This window comes from Bacillus sp. E214, assembly GCF_008087365.1.
Lineage (GTDB): Bacteria > Bacillota > Bacilli > Bacillales > Pradoshiaceae > Pradoshia.
The window spans coordinates 851251-866634 of record NZ_VENN01000001.1; the positions used below are offsets into that span (position 1 = coordinate 851251).

The 15384-nt window shown below is 39.8% G+C and carries 15 protein-coding genes; 13 read left to right on the top strand and 2 right to left on the bottom strand.

Annotation, left to right across the window (positions count from 1 at the left end; all coding sequences use genetic code 11):
* Positions 1-76: 76 nt before the first annotated feature.
* Entirely contained in the window at positions 77-1069 is a 993-nt protein-coding gene (locus FHY47_RS04040; RefSeq protein WP_066103902.1) for an aldo/keto reductase, read from the bottom strand.
* Between the two features lie 575 nt (positions 1070-1644).
* Between FHY47_RS04040 and FHY47_RS04045 the strand changes: the two genes are divergently transcribed.
* The 13 genes from FHY47_RS04045 to FHY47_RS04095 all read left to right on the top strand — a co-directional run bounded on the left by FHY47_RS04045 (position 1645) and on the right by FHY47_RS04095 (position 13406).
* Entirely contained in the window at positions 1645-2505 is an 861-nt protein-coding gene (locus FHY47_RS04045) for an HAD family hydrolase (RefSeq protein ID WP_148629696.1), read from the top strand.
* A 188-nt stretch (positions 2506-2693) separates the two neighbouring features.
* Positions 2694-3605 carry an N-acetylmuramic acid 6-phosphate etherase gene (gene murQ, locus FHY47_RS04050; protein ID WP_066103898.1) on the top strand — a complete coding sequence of 304 codons (912 nt, stop codon included), beginning with the start codon at positions 2694-2696 and terminating at the stop codon, positions 3603-3605.
* A gap of 25 nt (positions 3606-3630) precedes the next feature.
* Entirely contained in the window at positions 3631-4491 is an 861-nt protein-coding gene (locus FHY47_RS04055; RefSeq protein ID WP_148629697.1) for a MurR/RpiR family transcriptional regulator, read from the top strand.
* A gap of 22 nt (positions 4492-4513) precedes the next feature.
* Positions 4514-5878 carry a PTS transporter subunit EIIC gene (locus FHY47_RS04060; protein WP_066103894.1) on the top strand — a complete coding sequence of 455 codons (1365 nt, stop codon included), beginning with the start codon at positions 4514-4516 and terminating at the stop codon, positions 5876-5878.
* On the top strand, positions 5875-6876 hold the full coding sequence (locus FHY47_RS04065) for a MupG family TIM beta-alpha barrel fold protein (RefSeq protein ID WP_148629698.1): 1002 nt from the start codon (positions 5875-5877) through the stop codon (positions 6874-6876). The genes FHY47_RS04060 and FHY47_RS04065 overlap by 4 nt, the downstream gene beginning before the upstream one ends.
* 183 nt (positions 6877-7059) lie before the next feature.
* A complete protein-coding gene (locus tag FHY47_RS04070) occupies positions 7060-7311 on the top strand; it encodes a GlsB/YeaQ/YmgE family stress response membrane protein (RefSeq protein WP_140461438.1) in 252 nt (83 codons plus the stop codon).
* 210 nt (positions 7312-7521) lie between these two features.
* A complete protein-coding gene (locus tag FHY47_RS04075) occupies positions 7522-7794 on the top strand; it encodes a YhdT family protein (RefSeq protein WP_148629699.1) in 273 nt (90 codons plus the stop codon).
* Positions 7791-9230, top strand: coding sequence for a sodium/pantothenate symporter (gene panF, locus FHY47_RS04080; protein WP_140461439.1), 1440 nt, complete (start codon positions 7791-7793; stop codon positions 9228-9230). Before FHY47_RS04075 ends, panF begins: the two co-directional genes overlap by 4 nt.
* 237 nt (positions 9231-9467) lie before the next feature.
* Positions 9468-9614 carry a hypothetical protein gene (locus FHY47_RS18820; RefSeq protein ID WP_175354260.1) on the top strand — a complete coding sequence of 49 codons (147 nt, stop codon included), beginning with the start codon at positions 9468-9470 and terminating at the stop codon, positions 9612-9614.
* Between the two features lie 70 nt (positions 9615-9684).
* Positions 9685-9819, top strand: a complete 135-nt coding sequence (locus FHY47_RS19075) for a DUF6254 family protein (protein ID WP_219847586.1) — start codon at positions 9685-9687, stop codon at positions 9817-9819.
* Between the two features lie 109 nt (positions 9820-9928).
* Positions 9929-10543 carry a PH domain-containing protein gene (locus FHY47_RS04085; RefSeq protein ID WP_066103882.1) on the top strand — a complete coding sequence of 205 codons (615 nt, stop codon included), beginning with the start codon at positions 9929-9931 and terminating at the stop codon, positions 10541-10543.
* A 611-nt stretch (positions 10544-11154) separates the two neighbouring features.
* Positions 11155-11562, top strand: a complete 408-nt coding sequence (locus FHY47_RS04090; protein WP_140461440.1) for a hypothetical protein — start codon at positions 11155-11157, stop codon at positions 11560-11562.
* Between the two features lie 179 nt (positions 11563-11741).
* Positions 11742-13406 carry an FAD-binding dehydrogenase gene (locus tag FHY47_RS04095; protein ID WP_139891959.1) on the top strand — a complete coding sequence of 555 codons (1665 nt, stop codon included), beginning with the start codon at positions 11742-11744 and terminating at the stop codon, positions 13404-13406.
* 38 nt (positions 13407-13444) lie between these two features.
* Here the strand turns inward: FHY47_RS04095 and FHY47_RS04100 are convergent, their stop codons facing one another.
* Positions 13445-15211 carry a glycoside hydrolase family 3 protein gene (locus FHY47_RS04100; RefSeq protein ID WP_066103876.1) on the bottom strand — a complete coding sequence of 589 codons (1767 nt, stop codon included), beginning with the start codon at positions 15209-15211 and terminating at the stop codon, positions 13445-13447.
* Positions 15212-15384 lie beyond the last annotated feature (173 nt).

A 15384-nucleotide genomic window follows, 5' to 3' on the forward strand; every position in this document is an offset into this window, starting at 1 on the left:
CGTAATATTGGTTGGCCATTGATTATTCAATAAGTTTATTCCGAATTGAATTCAGAAACTAAACTGGTTTGTTCAGTTATGCTAAAGAAATGTTATCAATCTGCTGTAACTCTTCTTCTGTGAATGTGATATTTTTTAAAGCTCCAATGTTATCAAGAATCTGGCTAGGTTTGGAAGCTCCTATGAGAACACTGGTCACAATTCCATCTCGCAAAATCCAGCTTATCGCCATCTCTGCAAGTGTCTGCCCTCGCTCCTCAGCTATCTCATTGAGTTTTTTAATTTGAGTTAATCGGTCTTCGGATAAGGCAGAAGCATTTAAAAATCGTCCATCCGTCTTTATTCTACTGTCGTCCGGAATTCCATGTAAATATCGATTGGTTAACATTCCCTGTTCCAAAGGACTAAACGCAATAATACCTTTTTTTAACTTTTTAGATGTATCTTTCAAATCATTTTGTTCAATTGTTCGATCAAAAATTGAATACCTATTCTGATTTATAATAAATGGGCAATGTAATTCTTGTAAAATTTCAGTCGCCTTTTCTAACGTTTTTCCATCGTAGTTTGAGAGACCTACATATAATGCCTTGCCACTTCTAACGATTTGGGCTAGCGCATTCATCGTTTCTTCCAATGGTGTGTGGGGATCCATTCGATGATGGTAAAAAATATCAACATATTCTAATCCCATTCTCTTTAAGCTTTGGTCGAGGCTTGCAATAAGATATTTTCGGCTTCCCCAGTTTCCATATGGACCATCCCACATATCATATCCTGCTTTAGTACTGATGATAAGTTCATCACGATATGCTGCAAAGTTTTCTTTCATAATAAGTCCTAGATTTTTTTCAGCACTCCCAGGTTCTGGTCCATAGTTATTTGCTAAATCAAAGTGAGTAATTCCATTATCAAAAGCGGTAAAACAGAGTTGTTTCATATTTTCATATGAAGCTATATCGCCGAAATTGTGCCAGAATCCTAATGAAATAGCTGGTAATTGAAGTCCACTGTCACCACAGTGGAAATATGTCATAGATTTATAACGTTGTCTTGATGCCTGATACATGTTTTCCCTCCTATATTAAATACTCTTACTTTACTCAGCGTAGCCTTCAAGTAGACTTGAAGTCAAGCGTAGTATTTTGTTTTTTAAGAGTAATTTAAACATTCTAAATTTATATGGAGGAAGGGGAGTCTATCCCAGAATGGAAGAATGATCGGGATAAACTATTTGATGTGTAGATGGTATTTCTTCTATCTTCTCTATAAGAGAATCTCTCTGTTTTAGAGGTGTTAGAAAATCTCCTAAAATACTCCTTTGTAAGATAGATTAACATTGTCTTTTCTTGTTCACAGTTCTTCATTTAGCTTTTCAGCATGCTTGATTTTCGGTTTGTATTTTTGCCAAGCCAGTTCCTTTGCAACAAGGTGAAAATTATCCTCTGTAATTAGCCAGATTTATAATCGGTAATCCCGCTATCTAAGAGGTACGATATACATTGCTATCTAGTTTAACGAATAATAAATAGGTACACAGGTGTTATTCTCCTATTATGAGGGATTGGAAATGTGAATCTTTTGTGTGGTTGCCGGTAAAATATGATAATGTGCATGTATATAGGGACCTGGGAGGGATACTAGATGGAGTATAAATTATTGGCTGTTGATTTAGATGGAACTTTGTTGAATGCGGAGATGGATATTGACAAAGAAACGATAGAGGCCCTGCATGATTTTAAATCAAGGGGAGGAAAGGTAATCATCTGCAGCGGAAGAACGCCTTTGGCGACTAGGTGGATTGCGGAGGCTATCCGTTTATCCGATCCAATCATTGCCTACAACGGAGCTGTTATACAAGGGCGGGACGGGAAGATTATTCAGCAATCTACCTTTAAAAAAGAAAGTCTGTTGGCCTTTATAGATGCGTGCCAAAGCTATGGGGTATATGGGCATTTGTATGAGGGTGACTGTTTACTAGTTCCAGAGAAAAATAAGTGGAATGAAAAATGGATTGAGAATAATATCCTGCCTTTACAAGGAACCGGTGTAGAAATGGGAGGATGTGAACGATTCCGGGCTCAGTGCGAAATCAGGCTGTTTCATTCTTTCGATGAATATGTGAAAGAAAACGAACCTGCCATTCAAAAGCTGGCTGCTTTTCGGAAGGAACAAGGAGACTATGAAGGATTTATGGATCGGCTATTCAACATGGAAAATCATTTTGAAGTGAGCAGCAGCTTCGGTTTCACAAGCCTTGAAATTACTCCACCAAAGACTACTAAGGCTTCTGCTTTGGAATATTTGGCAAAAAGGCTTGGCTTGGATATGTCTGAGGTGGCTGCGATCGGTGACAACTTTAACGATAGACAAATGCTGCTTTCAGCGGGACTTGGCATAGCTATGGGAAATGCGCCGGAGGAAGTTAAGGAAGCAGCTGATGCTGTGACCGAGCCTAATGACCGAATGGGAGTAGCGCATGCAATCAAAAAATATATAATGTAAAAAGGTTTTTTTAGCATATCCTATGTAGTTCTGCATATGAGAATATGCTTCTTTTTTTGGATTAGAATGAAATAAAATTTTAAATATTCAATAAAATTATTGAATATCAATTTCAGTTGGAGTATATTGGAAGTGTTGAGTTACTAGTAAATGGTAATCGTAAAAGGAGCTACCTGGAGGTCTTACTAATGAAAGAAAATCTTAATCTATTAACCACGGAATCACGCAATGATCGAAGTATGCAGATAGACACTTCCAGTCCGATGGAAATTCTGCGAATTATGAATGAGGAAGACCAAAAAGTAGCCGCTGCAGTTCAAGAGGTTTTACCAGATGTTGAAATAGCTGTTCACTTTGCTGTTTCATCTTTCCAAAATGGAGGGCGCCTTATCTATATGGGAGCCGGGACTAGCGGAAGGCTTGGTGTACTCGATGCTGTTGAATGCCCGCCAACATTCAGTACCAAGCCAGAGATGGTACTGGGTATTATCGCCGGCGGAGAAAGCGCATTCATAAAGGCGGTTGAAGGAGCGGAGGATAGGCCGGAGGATGGCGAGAAGGATTTAAAAGACATCACCCTTACTGAGAATGATACGGTTATCGGTATTGCTGCAAGCGGCCGGACACCATATGTTATTGGTGCACTTCGTTACGCACGGTCGGTAGGAGCCAAAACAGTGGCACTGTCGTGTAATAAACAGGCTAGAATCAGTGAAGAAGCAGATCATGCCATCGAGGTGGTCGTAGGTCCGGAAGTGCTTACGGGATCTACTAGACTGAAATCTGCAACCGCTCACAAAATGATTCTAAACATGATTTCAACCTCTTCAATGGTTTTGCTCGGCAAAGCGTATGAAAACTTAATGATTGATGTCCATGTCAGCAACGAGAAGCTCAAAGAAAGAGCTATCGGCATTATTAGCAAAATCACAGGAGTAAGCTATGAAACAGCGAGACAAACATTAGAGGATGCTGATCATCAAGTAAAGGTCGCCTTAGTCATGCTTAAAAAGGATATTAAGAAAGAAGAAGCGGCTCTGATTCTGGAGCAATCTGGAGGGTATGTCCGAAAAGCCATTGAAGCCGAGCTCTCAGATTGATTTAAACACAAGTAGGTGATGATAAGTGGTTTCCGGAGTATTGAAAATGGTAGTAAACAGGGTAGAACAGTTGCCTGCATCTGAACGGAAAATTGCTGAATATATACTGGAAAATCCGTATGAGGTTGTCAATTGTAAAGTCAATGAATTGGCAGAAAAGACGAGTTCAAGCGGGGCAGCGGTCATCAGGCTATGCAAGTCACTGGGGCTGAATGGCTTCCAGGATTTGAAGGTCCGTATTGCAGGTGATCTCGGCAGACCGGAGGAACCGGGATACAGAGACATTGAACGGGATGAAACCGCCGAGATGATCGTCCAAAAGACTTTGAATAATAGTATACAAAGTTTGCGTGATTCCTCTGAAGTAATCAACTACGAAGAACTAAAAAAAGCGGTCGATGTGCTGTTGAAAGCGAAAAATGTCCATTTCTTTGGAATCGGGGCATCATCAATCATCGCCGTGGATGCGCAGCAAAAACTGCTTCGGATCAATAAAAGCGCAACAGCATTTTCGGATGCGCATCTTGTAGCAACATTGATTGCTAACGCCGAGCCGGATGACGTGGTATTCACCATTTCGTTTTCTGGTGAAACAATCGAGGTCATCGAAGTTACAAGACTCGCAAAGGAACAAGGTATCCAAACAATCAGTTTGACTAAATATGGGCCCTCATCGGTTGCAGCATTAGCCGATATTAATTTATATACATCCTATTCGAAGGAAGCTCCGTTCCGGAGTGCGGCCACTTCTTCAAGGTTAGCTCAGCTGTTCATGATTGATATTTTGTTTTTGAGCATGGCGACAGAGCAATATGAAGAAACGGTCAGAGCCATCGATAAGACGAGAGAGGCTATAAGATTTATGAAAGGCAAAACATACAAATAATCAGTTTTTGGGGGGAAAGAAAATGGCTGGTCAAGATTACAAAACTCTGGCTAAAAAAATCTTGGAGCAGTTGGGCGGGGCGAAGAATATTAAAGCCTTTACGAACTGTATGACACGTCTTAGAGTCACACCTTATGATGAATCACTCGTTAACAAAGAAGCCATAAAAAAAATCGATGGAGTTCTCGGCTTTGTTGAAGAAGAAACGCTGCAAATCATTCTGGGTCCTGGACATGTCAATAAGGTCACGGACGAATTCGAGAAGCTGGTCAAGGAATCAGGAGACATCAATCTTAATGAGCGGGCTTCCAGCCTGAAAGGTGAACTTAAAAAGAAAAACAGCACGCCGTTTAAGCTCTTTTTGAGGAAAATTGCCAGTATATTTATTCCTTTGATTCCTGCGTTAGTTGCTTCCGGTTTGGTCAATGGTATTTCTAAGGCTGTCATTCAAGCAGGATGGTTATCGGCTGAATCACAACTTGCAATTATTTTAACAGTTATCGGTGGAGGTTTATTCACCTATTTAGGAATCTTTGTAGGGATCAATACAGCGAAAGAGTTCGGTGGGTCCCCTGCACTTGGCGGGTTAGCCGCTATATTGATTATTAACCCTGCTGCTGCCCAGATTGTCTTGTTCGGGGAAGAATTACTGCCTGGACGCGGTGGTTTAATCGGGGTCATGTTTGCTGCGATATTTATGGCTTTTATTGAGAAGAATGTCCGTAAGTTTGTTCCAGCGTCGCTTGATATTATCGTGACACCGACTATTGCCCTTTTGCTTACAGGTATTATGACGTATCTGGTATTTATGCCTGTCGGGGGATTTGTCTCTGATGTGATTACAGATGGATTGACCGCAGTGCTTGATTTTGGAGGAGCCATTGCAGGATTTGTTCTTGGAGCGACATTCTTGCCGTTGGTCGTGACAGGCCTGCATCAAGGTCTCACACCTATCCATTTGGAATTACTCAATACAATCGGTGACGACCCATTATTACCTATTCTTGCAATGGGTGGCGCAGGTCAGGTTGGCGCTGCGTTCGCTATCTATATGAAAACAAAGAAAACACGCTTGAAAAGAGCGATTGGCGGGGGACTTCCTGCTGGTATTCTTGGAATCGGCGAGCCATTGATCTTCGGAGTTACATTGCCGCTCGGCCGTCCGTTCTTGACCGCATGTTTGGGGGCAGGCGTTGGTGCAGCCTTCCAAGCACATTTCAATATCGCAACGACAGCAATTGGGGTATCCGGTTTGCCGCTTGCATTCCTTGTGAATAACGGTGAGGTACTGCTTTACTTAGTCGGGGTATTAATTGCTTATGTTGCTGGCTTCATCTTTACTTACCTGTTTGGGTTTAAAGATGAAATGGCTGGTGAATTTGATTGATCGGGATTTCCTTTTATTTGAATGATCCGCTGGCTGAGGAACGTATTATCCAAGCAGGCCAAATGGGAGTGAAGCGGGGATTTACCTCGCTTCATATCCCGGAGGAAGCAGGCGAGCTGGCAGTACGTGCCAAAAAGCTGCTACATCTGGCTAAAGGACAGGGAATCGATGTATATGCGGATGTTTCATTAAAAACCCCGGGCCATTTGGGAATCGACAGTTTGTATCAATTGAAGGAATTGGGTATCACCGGGCTAAGACTGGACGATTTCTTTGACCATGGTTTTATTGCTAGTCTGGCTAGGGAATTTAATATTGCGGTTAATTCAAGTATACTGTTTGAACGTGATATACAGCTGCTGCTGAATAACGGACTCAAAACTGAACAGATAATCGGTTGGCATAACTTTTATCCGCGGAGGGAAACAGGACTAAGTGAATCGTTTTTCCGGGAGCAAAATGCATTGTACAAGCGATATGACATTCCGATCTTTGCTTTTGTACCGGGAGGAGGCGAGAAACGCGGCCCTTTATTTGAAGGCCTGCCGACTCTGGAGAAGCATCGATATATATCCCCTTTTGTTGCCGCGCTTGAACTATATAAAGATGGAACGGAAGTATTTGTTGGTGATCCGGAGCCTGGAGAAGACTTACTCAAAAGGATGGACGACTTTGAAAACGGAAAGATTAGCATCCAGACAGAGCAAGGATTCGAAAATTATGGTGAATACCATTTGCGCCCGGATGCTTCCAGGGACGTTCTTCGTTTCATGGACACAAGGGTTGCGGAATCTGTACCGCCTCTGCAAAATAATCCCCGTCCGAAAGGGAGCATAACCATAGATAATGACCTTTATGGACGCTATCGCGGGGAAATGCAGATTACGCTGACAGATTTGCCTGCTGATGAACGGGTCAATGTCGTTGGAAGGGTGACAGAAAGTGAGTTGCTGATTTTGGATCATGTGAAGCCGGGTATGGTCATTGAACTAGTATAGGAATATTGTAAACTCCACCCAACAATGGGTTGGAGTTTTTTTTTGTAGGGAGACATGACTCATGAGAAATGCTTTTCCCTTCGACGTATTTATATCGAGTAGAAAAAGTAGCCATCTTTCCTGCTAAATAAAGCCATTTAGACCTTACCAGCATATACTGTCCATGAAGGAGGGAGCTGAAAAATGTCCTTTATTGGCATCCTGTTTGTTGGTGGCTTTATTGGTTGGATTGCAGGATTACTCATTCATGAAAACGTTCACAATGGGATGGTAGGGAATTTTCTGGGTGGCATAATTGGTGCGTGGATTGGTACAGGGATTCTCGGTGAAATGGGTCCTGAAACTGGAGGGTTTTATCTATTTCCAGCATTCACAGGTGCTCTTGTCCTTACCCTAATTGTGAGCTTTATTTTAATAAAGACAAGTAAATGGTGAAATTATATAATGTGTCTCCTCAAAATCTGATTTTGAGGCTTCTTTGCGTTATACAATTATTTTATTAAGCTATCCATTATAAATTATTTTACCAAATTTTATACCTTCATTTTAAGAGTATAGCTTGGTTAAATGGTAATGTTGTTTGTTTACGTATTATACAAAAAATAATGGCGGGCAAACTAATGGTGCTATTGCAAGGAGGAAGATATGAAAGATAGACGTTTTAAAGTAGCCCATAGGGAAGCAATCATAGGTGTCGTACTTGTCATTATAAATTTTATCTGGTGGTTTGGATTTGCGTATGGGTTAGGATCAGGTAATCCGAAGGAATATATATACATTTTAGGATTGCCAGCTTGGTTTTTTCTAAGCTGTGTAGTCGGCTTTCTTGTTATGGTGGTCCTTGTTACTCTTATTGTCAAATTTTTATTTGAAGAAGTATCTTTTGATGTGGATGACGAAGAGGAGGAGCAATCATGAAGTGGGAGGTCATTGTTCCTTTATTGATCTTTTTAGTTATTATTTTTTATATAGGATTCTGGGCAAATGGAAAATTAAAATCCTCTGATTCCTTCCTGCAGGAATATTTTCTTGGCGGGAGACAATTAGGCGGTTTTGTGCTGGCAATGACTATGATGGCAACATACGGAAGTGCTTCAAGCTTTATTGGCGGGCCGGGTGTTGCCTATACACGTGGGCTCGGTTGGGTTTTACTATCTATGGCTCAACTGGCAACCGGGTATTTTGTATTAATGGTTTTAGGGAAAAAATTTGCGATTATGGCTCGTAAGTATAAAGCAATCACGATTATTGATTTTCTAAAAGGCAGATATAAAAGTGATACGGTCGTCATTATTTCCGCCATCAGTATCATTATATTCCTTTTTGCGTCGATGACTGCCCAATGGGTTGGAGGAGCTCGATTGATTGAATCCTTAACAGGGCTTCCATATAAGACAGCACTTTTCATATTCGCCGTTTCAGTTTTAATGTATGTTATTATTGGTGGATTTAGAGCAGTCGCTTTAACAGATACCGTCCAAGGAGTAGTCATGTTAGCCGGAACCGTCATCCTTTTAATCGCCACCATTATTGCTGGCGGAGGAATATCGAACATTATGTCAGACTTAATGGCTGAAAATCCCAACCTAATTACTCCTTTTGGTGCAGAACGAGATTTAACGCCTTTGTATGTCTCATCTTTTTGGATTTTAGTTGGTGTGGGCGTCGTGGGTTTACCGCAAATCAGCATGCGAGCGATGTCCTATAAAAATTCGAAGGGAATGCACATCGCGATTATCACAGGAACAATTGTGGTAGGTGCTGTGATGCTGGGAATGCATTTAATCGGAGTTTTCGCGCGTCCATTGATACCTGGGATAGAAATTGGTGATATGGTCATGCCTGCATTAACTATGGAGGTCTTGCCACCATTTATTGCGGGTATTGTCTTAGCCGCTCCCATGGCTGCTATCATGTCCACAGTTGATTCTCTTTTAATATTAGTAAGCGCAACTATAGTAAAGGATGTATATATCAATTACATAAAAAAGGATGCTACCGAGAAGCAGATTAAAAGAATCAGCTTTTGGATTACAGCAGCAATTGGAATCGCTGTTGTATTGTTTGCGTTAAGTCCACCTGATTTAATTGTATGGTTAAACTTGTTTGCATTTGGAGGCTTGGAGTCGGTGTTTATATGGCCAGTTATTATGGGATTATATTGGTCTGGCGGGAATAAATACGGCGCGGTTTCATCCATGATTGTAGGAATGGGCAGCTTTATGATTATAGATCGATTTTATCCAAATCCTTTCGGGATGCATACGGTCGTACTGCCGATTGTTTTATCGTTTTTTACCTATGTTTTAATGAGTAAACTGACGAATGCAAAACAACAGTTATCTATTCAATAACAAGTAAGATAATCGCACAGTCAAGGGCGGTCTCAATATTTAGATCAATCAAGCAAAGAATGCATAGCTTTATCAGCATTCTTTGCTTTTTCTTTTATCCACGATCAGCTAATTCAAATAACATTGGAAAAGAAAAAGGAGTAGTCGTCCTTGAAAGAAGATAAAACAATAATTCATAGCTGACAGTGCATATTTACTCTTTACTTTCTAATACTAAATGAGAGAAGGAGGGATCGTATGCCGAAAAGAAAGCATGATGCAGCTCAAAAAAGTAAACAGGGGTTTGATTCTAGTAAAACGGATGCTGAATTCTCAAAGGAATTAGGAAGCGCCAGCGCAAATCAAGCTTATAAGAATAAATCTAAAAAGGCAAAGAAAATATAAAATAAAGGAAAATAGGGCGATATGCTTCAATCTTTTGCAATGAGTCCTATTTTAATTTGGAGGTATATATATGTCACATTCAAAAAAAGAAGAAGAAAGACACTGGAAGCAAAGAAAAAATTCACAGCATCCTCATGACGAAGTAAAAAGTTATAAGAAGCTTGGTGAAGAAATAGCAAAAATAACAAAAAAATATGATGAATAATGACATAAAACACATGGACCATCCATGTGTTTTCTTGAGCATTAAATGAATTTTATACTAATCACTTTTCTGATATAGTAAAAGTATAAACTACAATGGGGTGATATACATGTTAAAGAAAATGGCTTCTGATGCATTGGGTTTGTCTGACGTAGGTGTTATTATTCCGCCGGAAGATTATGACAAAACGGATGCAGACGACTATGTTATGCACGAGGATAATGAGAAGATTTATTTCATTATCAAAACGAAGGCAGACGAATATTGCTTTACAAATCTAGCATTAATTCATGTAGATGGCGAAAATGCTGTCTCATCTAAACGTTTATTAAAACGATACCCATATTCTCAGTATAAGATTTCAAATGTCATGCTTGAAACTGCAGGGCGATTAGATTTGGATACAGAAATAAAGTTTGATGTAGGAAATGTTCATTTTGATATTGACGTCAAGAAAAATCAAATTGAACAATTAAAGGATTTGTATAAAGCATTACTGCGAATTGAGGAAATCACGTATGAAAACTCCATTCAAATGAATTATGCCAAAGAAGGACTCGATCGAGCGGTTCAAACACTCCAACACTCAAGATCTGAGGAAGCATCATTAACAGGCACATATAAAGGGATAACTGAATTTACATTTGAATGGTTAAAATCCTCCTATAATGAATATCATATGAAAGATTTTGGTGCAGTTTTTGAAAAATACATTAATAATTAATTTTGCCTGGATAGAGTGCCAATTTATGAATAAATAACTAAAAAGGGAGTTCTAAAGTCTATTTATTTTAGAGCTCCTTCCTCTTTACTAATTCTTCTGATACCCTCAATAACTTACTCCAATAGTAGGCTCATAAATAAATGTAAGTTAACATACTAGGGATGATGAATCCTTGAGCCAATGCACTCGCATCTGCTGTCTTCCCATTTTCGCCTCATAAATAGTTTAGTCCACTTACTTATCGAACTTATCGACTTTCGCTTCGATTTGCGGAAGTATACACTGACGTATTTTAATTTCTTCTGCAACCCAGAGGAAAATTCCAATTCCAAATTAACTAATTTCCTCATAAATACACCATAGAATACATAATCGGGTCTATTGGAAATAGAGGTGGTTGTCCTCTTATTTTTCATAAAATCTGAAACTCTTGGGACAATTCAATAATAAGCGAAATAAAATCTTGTTGAGAGCCATATAATCGTATGAACGGCAGGGGGATGAATACTAATTTTATAAGAATGAAGTAAATTGGTACTATGTCGGCAACTATCAGGAGAAACGACGGTGTGGAAGAATACTACTATAACACATAAAGGGGGAGGAAGAGGATGGCTAAGAAATATAAAGTGATGGTTATCATAGCAGCTGCAGTATTGATATTAGGGATAGCGGCCTTTGCAGGTTATAAATATTACTCAGACGCGGAAAACAAAATAGCTAGGGTTGCCAAGAATAAAGTGGAAGATGCTTCATCAAAGGATGAAACTTTTGAATTTATTGGAAAGAGCAAAGTTGAGTACAACAAGGATGAAGATTATTATGTCGTGAGCGGATTCATGGAAGTCAATGATGAATATGAGGCTGGACGCAGAGTGATGTATATAGCAATAGTGGAAGAGAACATGGGGGAATATCAAGCTACAGAAGTGGAACGAACAGATGATGAAGTAAAATATGAATTCGTGGATTATTTCTCCGATTATGAGGAAGAGGATGATGAGGAAGATGATTATTGAACCAGTCTGGTACTAGGCTGGTTTTTTATTTATAAAAAGGGAGGAATATAAAACTGTTGATTTAGGCTCATAATTTTAAGCAAAGTAAATTCTTCTTTTTATATCAGTATACATACCTAAATTATGGAACTATAGATTAATATAAGAGTATAAACGTTTATCAAAAAGGGGGAAATGCATTGGAGTTCGATGCGATCGTTATTGGGGCTGGTTTGGCCGGTTTGGTGGCTACAGCAGAAATTGCAGATGCAGGGAAAAAGGTATTATTGCTAGATCAAGAACCTGAAGCTTCATTAGGCGGACAAGCTTGGTGGTCATTCGGTGGTTTATTTTTAGTGGATTCCCCTGAACAACGTCGTATGGGTATTAAAGATTCTAAGGAATTGGCTTGGCAGGATTGGATGGGTACTGCAGGGTTTGATCGAGATGAGGAGGATTATTGGGGCAAAAAATGGGCAGAAGCGTATATTGACTTTGCTGCTGGAGAAAAACGTGCTTGGCTTCATAAACAAGGAGTTCGTTTTTTTCCTGTAGTTGGTTGGGCTGAAAGAGGAGGTTATTTGGCTGAAGGACATGGTAACTCAGTACCAAGATTTCATATTGTTTGGGGAACAGGTCCAGGTATTGTATCGCCTTTTGAAAAAAGGGTAAGAGAGCATATTAAAAATGGATTAGTTGATTATCGTCCTCGTCACCGTGTAGATGAACTGATGAGCAGTAATGGGATAATTCAGGGGGTGAAGGGTTCCATATTGGCAGCCAGTTCGGCTTTAAGAGGTGAGAAAAGTAACAGGGACGTTATTACTCATTTTGAGTTTTCTGGTAAAGCAGTTCTTGTTTCGAGCGGGGGTATCGGAGCCAACCATGATTTAATTCGCACAAATTGGCCAGAAAGACTGGGGCCGCCTCCAAAGAACATGATTTCAGGGGTCCCGGCACATGTGGATGGCAGAATGCTGGGGATATCAGAAGAGGCAGGTGGGCGTATTGTAAATCGAGATCGTATGTGGCATTACACAGAGGGAATCAAAAACTGGAACTCGGTATGGGAAAACCATGGAATTAGAATTTTGCCAGGTCCGTCCTCTATTTGGCTGAATGCAACAGGCCAGCGCTTCCCGGCCCCCAACTTTCCTGGGTATGATACACTTGGCACCCTGGAGGCTATCCAAAAAACAGGATTTGATTACTCATGGTTTATTTTGACACAAAAAATGATTGAGAAAGAATTTGCGCTATCCGGTTCTGAGCAAAATCCGGATTTAACGAATAAAAGTATCCGCAAGGTCTTAAGCAGAGTACTCCCTGGTCCTCCTGGTCCGGTAAAGGCATTTATGGATCATGGCGAGGATTTTGTCATTGCAGATAACTTAGTGGAACTGGTTAAAGGAATGAATGAATTAACAAAAGATAATCTATTAAATTACGAAGAAATTGAAAGACAAATAAAAGCGAGAGATCGTGAAATGGATCATACATTCACAAAGGATTTGCAAATTACGGCATTAAGGGGAGCGAGAAATTACATAGGTGACAAATTAATCCGAGTCGCCAAACCGCATAAAATACTTGATCCTCAAAATGGACCATTGATTGCTGTTCGTTTAAACATTGTAAGTCGCAAAACTCTAGGCGGGCTACAAACAGATTTATCAGCACGAGTCCTCAATTCTAAGGGTGAGGCAATACCTGGCTTTTATGCAGCTGGTGAGGTTTCTGGATTTGGAGGGGGAGGAGTTCACGGATATCGTTCGCTAGAGGGGACATTTCTTGGAGGCTGTTTATTTACAGGCAGGGTAGCAGGCAGGGCAATCGCTTCCTACTTAAAAGAGAAAAAGGATTAAACCGAGGAAGGTTTAATCCTTTTTTTGCTTTTGACAGATTAAATGTATGTGTCTTTTAATCCGCAGTATGCATCAACTGGGCTGTCACCCTTGAATGGTGATTTACCCATCATTTTTTCTACTAGTACTTCAATTGTTTCTTTATTACCGTCATACGTGTTGATGTATGTTTTCACTTGTGGAACATCCGCTAAGTGGAATGGGTAGTTTACAGAAACAAAGATTGTTGGTACTTCGTGTACATAGAACGGAATATCAGGTGTTCCTTTTAACGCATTCCATGTCATACGTTGAACAACTTCACCCATTTTGATATTAGCGATATTAATGATTAAATCATATTTATCTGTTAATTCTTTAATAGGGCGTTTTGCTGCATATGCGTTCATGATGCTCTTCATTTGTTCTTCTGGTGGCAGGTCCGCGATTTTATCCATTGGAGATTCGTGAATTTCCACTTCAAAGCCTTGCGCTTCAAGCTCTGCTTTCAGAAGATCAATTGGCTTAGGTTTGTTACCGCTAATTAATTTACTGAATGCACCTTCAGCAGTTTTAACATTAACTAGTAATACTCGTTTGTATTTTTCAGGAGTAACAGGCCAAATATCTTGTTTGTCTTTTACCAATGTGATTGCACGATCAGTAACTTCTTTAAATAGCTTAACGTTTTCAGGAAGACCGATTTGTTTAAGCGCTTCTTCTTTCGGCATCATGATTTCCGTTTTTGCTTTTTTGTGAAGACCTAAAGATGCTTTAAGACCAAGGATACGAGTAAGAGCTGCTTCTAAACGCTCTTCTGTAATAATACCGTTTTTGTATCCGTCCATCATGTAGCCGAAATCTTCATCTGGATCGTTGAAGAATAAGAATAAGTCACAACCAGCAGCAATAGCAGTAGGTAGCATTTCGCTGCGTTTCATTGCAGAAGTCATCGCAACCATGTGGCTCGCATCTGTAACAACAACGCCATTGAATTCTAATTTACCACGTAATAAATCTGTGATTAGCTCTTTAGAAAGAGTTGCTGGCAGCAAATCTTCATCTGTAAGGCTAGGGTTGAAGTGCTTGGAATAAGCAGGCATATGGATGTGACCAGCCATGATAGAAGGTAGGCCAGCATCGATTAAGCCTTTGTAAACTTTTCCGAAAGTTTCATCCCACTCATCACAAGATAGGCTGTTAGGCGCGAAGGATAAATGCTGGTCACGCTCATCTACGCCGTCACCAGGGAAGTGTTTAGCAGCAGGTGCAATTCCGCTTTCCTGGATACCTTTCATGTAAGCCAAGCTCATTTCTAAAACTTGATCAGGGTCAGAACCAAAAGTACGGCTAGAGATGATTGGGTTACGCCAGTTCATGTGAATATCTACGATTGGCGCAAAGCTCCAGTTACATCCGATTGCAGACGCTTCTACACCAGAAACTCGGCCCATTTCATATGCCCATTTCGCATCTTTTGTTGCACCGATTTTAACTTCAAGACCAACTTCAGTACCGTCTGTACAAGCTCCATTACCGCCTGCTTCTGTGTTTGCAGCAATTAGCAATGGAATTTTGCTGTTTTCTTGAAGAATTTTATTTTGATCGTAAACTTCTTCAGCTTTACCAGGATTGTAACGTACAGCACCGATATGGTAGTTGTTTAGCATACCTGTTAAATATTCTTCAGTACGGCTAGCTCCCATATTAACGAATAATTGGCCAATCTTTTCTTCAATTGTCATAGAATTAATTGTGTCTGTTACCCATTTAATATCTTCATCAGATAAATGGTATGGTTTTGCTTTTAAATCCACTTTAGTCATCCTATGTAATACTCCCTTACTAAATATTTGAGAAAAATTTCTATCATCATGTAGTATGTACGTTTTTTCCTTTATTTATGTTTAGGCTTTCATAATTAAAGACGAAGGCATCAACCTTCAAATAAATTAGCCATACATTTAAACTACAAAAAAGTAATTTAACTCAACCACTA

Coding starts and splice junctions, on each gene's coding strand:
- FHY47_RS04040 (WP_066103902.1), bottom strand. CDS start 1,069: ATGTATCAGGCATCAAGACAACGTTATAAATCTATGACATATTTCCAC.
- FHY47_RS04070 (WP_140461438.1), top strand. CDS start 7,060: ATGTCCTTTATTGGCATCCTGTTTGTTGGTGGCTTTATTGGTTGGATT.
- FHY47_RS04090 (WP_140461440.1), top strand. CDS start 11,155: ATGGCTAAGAAATATAAAGTGATGGTTATCATAGCAGCTGCAGTATTG.
- FHY47_RS04100 (WP_066103876.1), bottom strand. CDS start 15,211: ATGACTAAAGTGGATTTAAAAGCAAAACCATACCATTTATCTGATGAA.
- FHY47_RS04045 (WP_148629696.1), top strand. CDS start 1,645: ATGGAGTATAAATTATTGGCTGTTGATTTAGATGGAACTTTGTTGAAT.
- FHY47_RS04060 (WP_066103894.1), top strand. CDS start 4,514: ATGGCTGGTCAAGATTACAAAACTCTGGCTAAAAAAATCTTGGAGCAG.
- FHY47_RS04085 (WP_066103882.1), top strand. CDS start 9,929: ATGTTAAAGAAAATGGCTTCTGATGCATTGGGTTTGTCTGACGTAGGT.
- FHY47_RS19075 (WP_219847586.1), top strand. CDS start 9,685: ATGTCACATTCAAAAAAAGAAGAAGAAAGACACTGGAAGCAAAGAAAA.
- murQ (WP_066103898.1), top strand. CDS start 2,694: ATGAAAGAAAATCTTAATCTATTAACCACGGAATCACGCAATGATCGA.
- FHY47_RS18820 (WP_175354260.1), top strand. CDS start 9,468: ATGCCGAAAAGAAAGCATGATGCAGCTCAAAAAAGTAAACAGGGGTTT.
- FHY47_RS04075 (WP_148629699.1), top strand. CDS start 7,522: ATGAAAGATAGACGTTTTAAAGTAGCCCATAGGGAAGCAATCATAGGT.
- panF (WP_140461439.1), top strand. CDS start 7,791: ATGAAGTGGGAGGTCATTGTTCCTTTATTGATCTTTTTAGTTATTATT.